Raw genomic sequence first — 4292 nt, forward strand, 5'->3', positions numbered from 1 at the left:
ACGCCGCGTTCGGAGGCCTACTTTGTTTTCCCTCTGGCGCAAGGCACGCCGGGAAAACAGTGCGGCCTCGCGGCTACTGGGGTCTACCAGCCTTCGCTTCGCTCTCCATGGCTGGCAGCGGCGGAATCTCCTGGGAGAGATAGTCCATACCAATCTGGATGATGGCCAGGGGGTTTTTCACTTCATGGGCGATGCCGGCGGCGAGGCGTCCGATGGACTCCATCTTTTCCGCCTGCATGAGCTTTGCCTGGGCGGCATTGAGTTCCCGCGTACGGGCTTCGACCCTGCGCCTGAGGCTCCGGTTCCAGGTGATGACGCCGGCGAAGAGCAGGATGATTATGCTCAGTACGGCGAACAGCCCAATGAGGAAATCCCTGTCCAGCCAGAAAGCGGGTTGCCGGATGCTGATCCACTTGCTGCGGATCGCTTCGCGCTCACGGGGGGTAATGCTGGCCAGCGCCTTGTCCAGGATGGACCGCAGTTCCGGCCAGTCACTGCGTACGCCCATGGTGATATGTAGCGAGCCGAGCCTCTTGCGGGGATCCCGGATGACATGGAGGTTGCTGATGCCGGTCTGTTTGATGATAGCGGTGGCGGAAGCCAAATCGGTAACCATGGCGTCGACGGCACCCATGGCAGCCAGTTCCATGCCGAATTTGGCGCTGTCGACATGCTGGATCTGGATATCGATCTGCCTGTCCGACAGCAGGTCGTCCCAGTAGGTATCGCTGACCACGGCGATGCGCTTGCCCAGCAGGTCGTCGATGCTGTCGTATCCCTGGATGGATACCACGATGCCGGGTATGCGGTCATAAGGCTGTGTGAAAAGCAGGTAGGATTTTCGCTGCCGGGTCTGGGCCAGCGCGGGCAGCAGGTCGATTTTTCTTTCCTTGGCCAGCCGGATGACCTGGGACCAGTTGCGGGTGGGCACTACCTGGAAGTGAACGCCCAGCTTTTTTTCGATCAGCGCGATATAGTCTGCGGCGATACCCTGGTAATGCCCGTTCCCGTCCAGCCATTCGAAGGGAGGGTAATCAGGGTCCGGACCGATGCGAATGACGGGGTGTTCCTTCAGCCATCGCCCCTCGGACTGGGTCAGGTGGACGTCATGGGCCGAAGCGGAGGTGGTTGTCAGTACGCCGAGACAGAGGAGCAGGAGAAGAAAACAGGGCCTGACCAGAAAATTCCGTTGCCAGGCGGCCATGGGTCAGGCGCGGTCCAGCCACTGGTTGAGCTTGCGGTGGGCTTCGGCGACACCGGTTTTCTTCAGGGAGGAGAACAGCTGCACAGAGAACTCGCCGTCCATTTCTTTCAGTGCCGACTTCACCTTGTGAAAGCTGGCGGAAGCCGGCCCTTTTTTCAGCTTGTCCGCTTTGGTCAGCAACACGTGCACAGGAAGTCCGATATGCGCGGCCCATTCCAGCATCTGCACATCGAAACCCTTGAGGGGGTGACGGCTGTCCATCATCAGCACCAGGCCTTTGAGACACTGGCGTTTTTCCAGGTAAATGGCCAGATTGCCCTGCCAGTCTTTTTTTATGCTCACGGAAACCTTGGCGTATCCATAGCCGGGCAGATCCACCAGGCGGCGTTCTTCGTCCAGCTCGAAGAAGTTTATGAGCTGGGTGCGCCCGGGGGTCTTGCTCGTCTTGGCCAGGCCGCGGTGGTCGCAGATGACGTTGATGGCCGAGGACTTGCCTGCATTGGAGCGACCGGCAAAGGCGACTTCAAAACCCTCATCGGGTAGACACTGGCTGAATTTCGCGGCGCTGGTGAGGAAGCTTGCCTGGCGGTAGTAGTTGTCAGTCTGCATGGCCGCGCTTCCAGTGCCCGGATTTGCCGCCTGCCTTTTCCTCCAGCTGCACCTCGCCGATGACCATGCCCCGGTCCACGGCCTTGCACATGTCGTAGATAGTGAGCAGGGCCACCTGGGTGGCGCACAGGGCTTCTATCTCCACGCCGGTCTGGCCCCGGGTTTCCACCCGTGCACGGCAGTGAATGCGGTTGTGGTCCGCATCGATATCGAAATCAATGGCGATACGGGTGAGTGCCAGCGGGTGGCACAGGGGAACGAGATCGGGTGTCTTCTTGGCGGCCATGATGCCGGCTACCCGGGCGATACCCAGGACGTCGCCCTTCTTGTGGCCACCCTGGACGACCAGCCTGAGGGTGTCCGGGTCCATGGATATGTGGCCGCTGGTGACCGCGATACGGTGTGTGTAGTCCTTGGCGCCCACATCCACCATATGGGCCTGCCCCTGTTCGTCAAAATGAGTGAGTTTGCTCATGCTTCTCTGGCCTGGTCGAATTCGATGGATTTGGAGACTTCATGGACCTCGAAGGTCATGGCGTCGAGATCGCCGAGTACCCAGGTGGCCACGGGCTTGCCCACGCCACCCACGGTGCCCGGGTTGATGAGGGCTGTCTTCTCGCCGTGAACATTGGGCAGCCACTCGATGTCCACCTTGTGACTGTGGCCGCAACAGACCAGGTCCCAGTCGCCGGTAGCGGCCATGGCCCGGGCGTAGTGGGGGTAGTGCACCAGAAAGATGCGCCGCCCGCCCAGTTCGATGCCCGCGTCCATGCCATGGTAGCGCAGCACCCCGCCGGGTTTGTGGCTGAGGCGGGTGAGGGCGTAGAGGTCGCCGCTGTTGTTGCCGTGAATGACATGGACCGGCAGGCCAAACTGTTCCAGGCAGCCCAGGGTGCTGGGCGCCACCACGTCACCGCAGTGAACCACGGCTTCCGCGCCCAGGGCTTTGGCGTCTTTCACTGCGGCTTCCAGCAGGGGAATATGGTCGTGGCTGTCGGACAGGATGCAGATTTTCATGATCTTCCCTCTCCCCGGTCCTCTCCCGGAGGAGAGGGTGCAACGGGCTTAGAAATGGGGCTTTTCGGGTTCCTTTTCGTACATGGCAACAGAATTGGTAATTTCCTTGCGCGCCGATTCCGCTCCTTCCCAGCCCTGCACGCGTACCCACTTACCTTCGTCCAGGTCCTTGTAGTGCTCGAAGAAATGGGCCATGCGTTCCATGAGTTCCTTGGGCATGTCGTCCACGTCCTTGACGTGAGACCAGCGGTCGGTGATGTCGTCAGCGGGAACAGCCACCACCTTGGCATCATCACCGGACTCGTCGGTCATGATGAGCACTGCCACGGGGCGGCAGCGGATCACGGATCCGGGTATCAGGGGGAAGGCCGTGGGCACCAGCACGTCGCAGGGGTCGCCGTCGTCGGACAGGGTGTGGGGGATGTAGCCGTAGTTCACCGGATAGCGCATGGCGGTGCGCAGGATGCGGTCCACGAACATAGCGCCGGATTCCTTGTCCACCTCGTACTTCACAGGTTCGGCATTGGCGGGGATCTCGATGATGACGTTGATTTCGTCAGGGACATTGTTGCCCCGGGTTACGCGGTCAAGATTCATTGGGTCTCTCTCCTTGGCTGTATCTTGCGGGTATTTTGGGTGCTTTCCTCACAGAAAGCAAAAAGCCGGCCCGCAGGCCGGCTCAACGCAGGCGTGGAGCTGTTCAGAGCTCTTCTGCGTGCTTAGACAAATAGTTGGCGACACCATCCGGGGTGTCTTTCATGCCCTCGTCGCCTTCCTTCCAGCCGGCCGGGCAGACTTCGCCGTGGGTCTCGTGGAACTGCAGGGCGTCGATCATGCGGATCATCTCGTCGATGTTGCGGCCCAGGGGCAGATCATTGACCACCTGATGACGCACCACGCCGTCCTTGTCGATGAGGAAGGAACCGCGGAAGGCAACCGCACCGTCGGGGGTTTCCACATCATAGGCCTTGCAGATGCCATGGGTCATGTCGGCAATAAGGGGATAGCGCACAGGGCCGATGCCGCCTTCGTTGACCGGGGTGTTGCGCCAGGCGTTGTGGGTGAAATGCGAATCGATGGATACGCCGATGACTTCCACATTGCGCTTGGTGAACTCGTCCAGGCGGTGATCGAAGGCGATCAGCTCGGACGGGCAGACAAAGGTAAAGTCCAGGGGATAGAAGAAGATCACCGCGTACTTGTCCTTGGTGTGAGTCTTCAGATTGAAATCATCAACGATGCTGCCATCGCCAAGCACCGCCGGTGCGGTAAAGTCGGGAGCCTCGCGGCCTACCAGTACAGACATGTTTTTCTCCTAAAGATTATTGCAGGTTTGTTGTTTTACTGAAGTTTCCCAGAAATTATTCAAGCCACCATGCGCAGCAGCACAGTGACCAGAGAATTTCCGGGGGGATTGCCGGGTTTGGGGCAAACCCTGGCAAAATTCTCATCCAAAGCTGCT

The 4292-nt window shown here is 59.8% G+C and carries 6 protein-coding genes; all 6 read right to left on the bottom strand.

What is annotated here, in order from left to right; genetic code table 11:
* Positions 1-73: 73 nt before the first annotated feature.
* The gene (locus ACOCD2_RS13350; protein WP_293647489.1) at positions 74-1204 is read right to left on the bottom strand and encodes a transporter substrate-binding domain-containing protein; all 1131 of its coding nucleotides are present in this window, start codon (positions 1202-1204) and stop codon (positions 74-76) included.
* A gap of 3 nt (positions 1205-1207) precedes the next feature.
* A complete protein-coding gene (gene yihA / locus ACOCD2_RS13355; RefSeq protein ID WP_293647487.1) occupies positions 1208-1813 on the bottom strand; it encodes a ribosome biogenesis GTP-binding protein YihA/YsxC in 606 nt (201 codons plus the stop codon).
* Positions 1803-2288 (bottom strand): cyclic pyranopterin monophosphate synthase MoaC, encoded by a 486-nt coding sequence (gene moaC / locus ACOCD2_RS13360; RefSeq protein ID WP_293647485.1) that lies wholly within the window; start codon positions 2286-2288, stop codon positions 1803-1805. The genes yihA and moaC overlap by 11 nt, the downstream gene beginning before the upstream one ends.
* Positions 2285-2830: a metallophosphoesterase family protein gene (locus ACOCD2_RS13365; protein ID WP_293647483.1), complete on the bottom strand. Its 546-nt coding sequence runs from the start codon at positions 2828-2830 to the stop codon at positions 2285-2287. The genes moaC and ACOCD2_RS13365 overlap by 4 nt, the downstream gene beginning before the upstream one ends.
* A gap of 48 nt (positions 2831-2878) precedes the next feature.
* Positions 2879-3427 carry an inorganic diphosphatase gene (gene ppa / locus ACOCD2_RS13370; RefSeq protein WP_293647481.1) on the bottom strand — a complete coding sequence of 183 codons (549 nt, stop codon included), beginning with the start codon at positions 3425-3427 and terminating at the stop codon, positions 2879-2881.
* A gap of 103 nt (positions 3428-3530) precedes the next feature.
* Positions 3531-4136 (bottom strand): peroxiredoxin, encoded by a 606-nt coding sequence (locus ACOCD2_RS13375; protein WP_293647479.1) that lies wholly within the window; start codon positions 4134-4136, stop codon positions 3531-3533.
* Positions 4137-4292: the final 156 nt, after the last annotated feature.

This window comes from Thiolapillus sp. (assembly GCF_048562965.1).
GTDB classification, from domain to species: domain Bacteria; phylum Pseudomonadota; class Gammaproteobacteria; order Chromatiales; family Chromatiaceae; genus Thiolapillus; species Thiolapillus brandeum_A.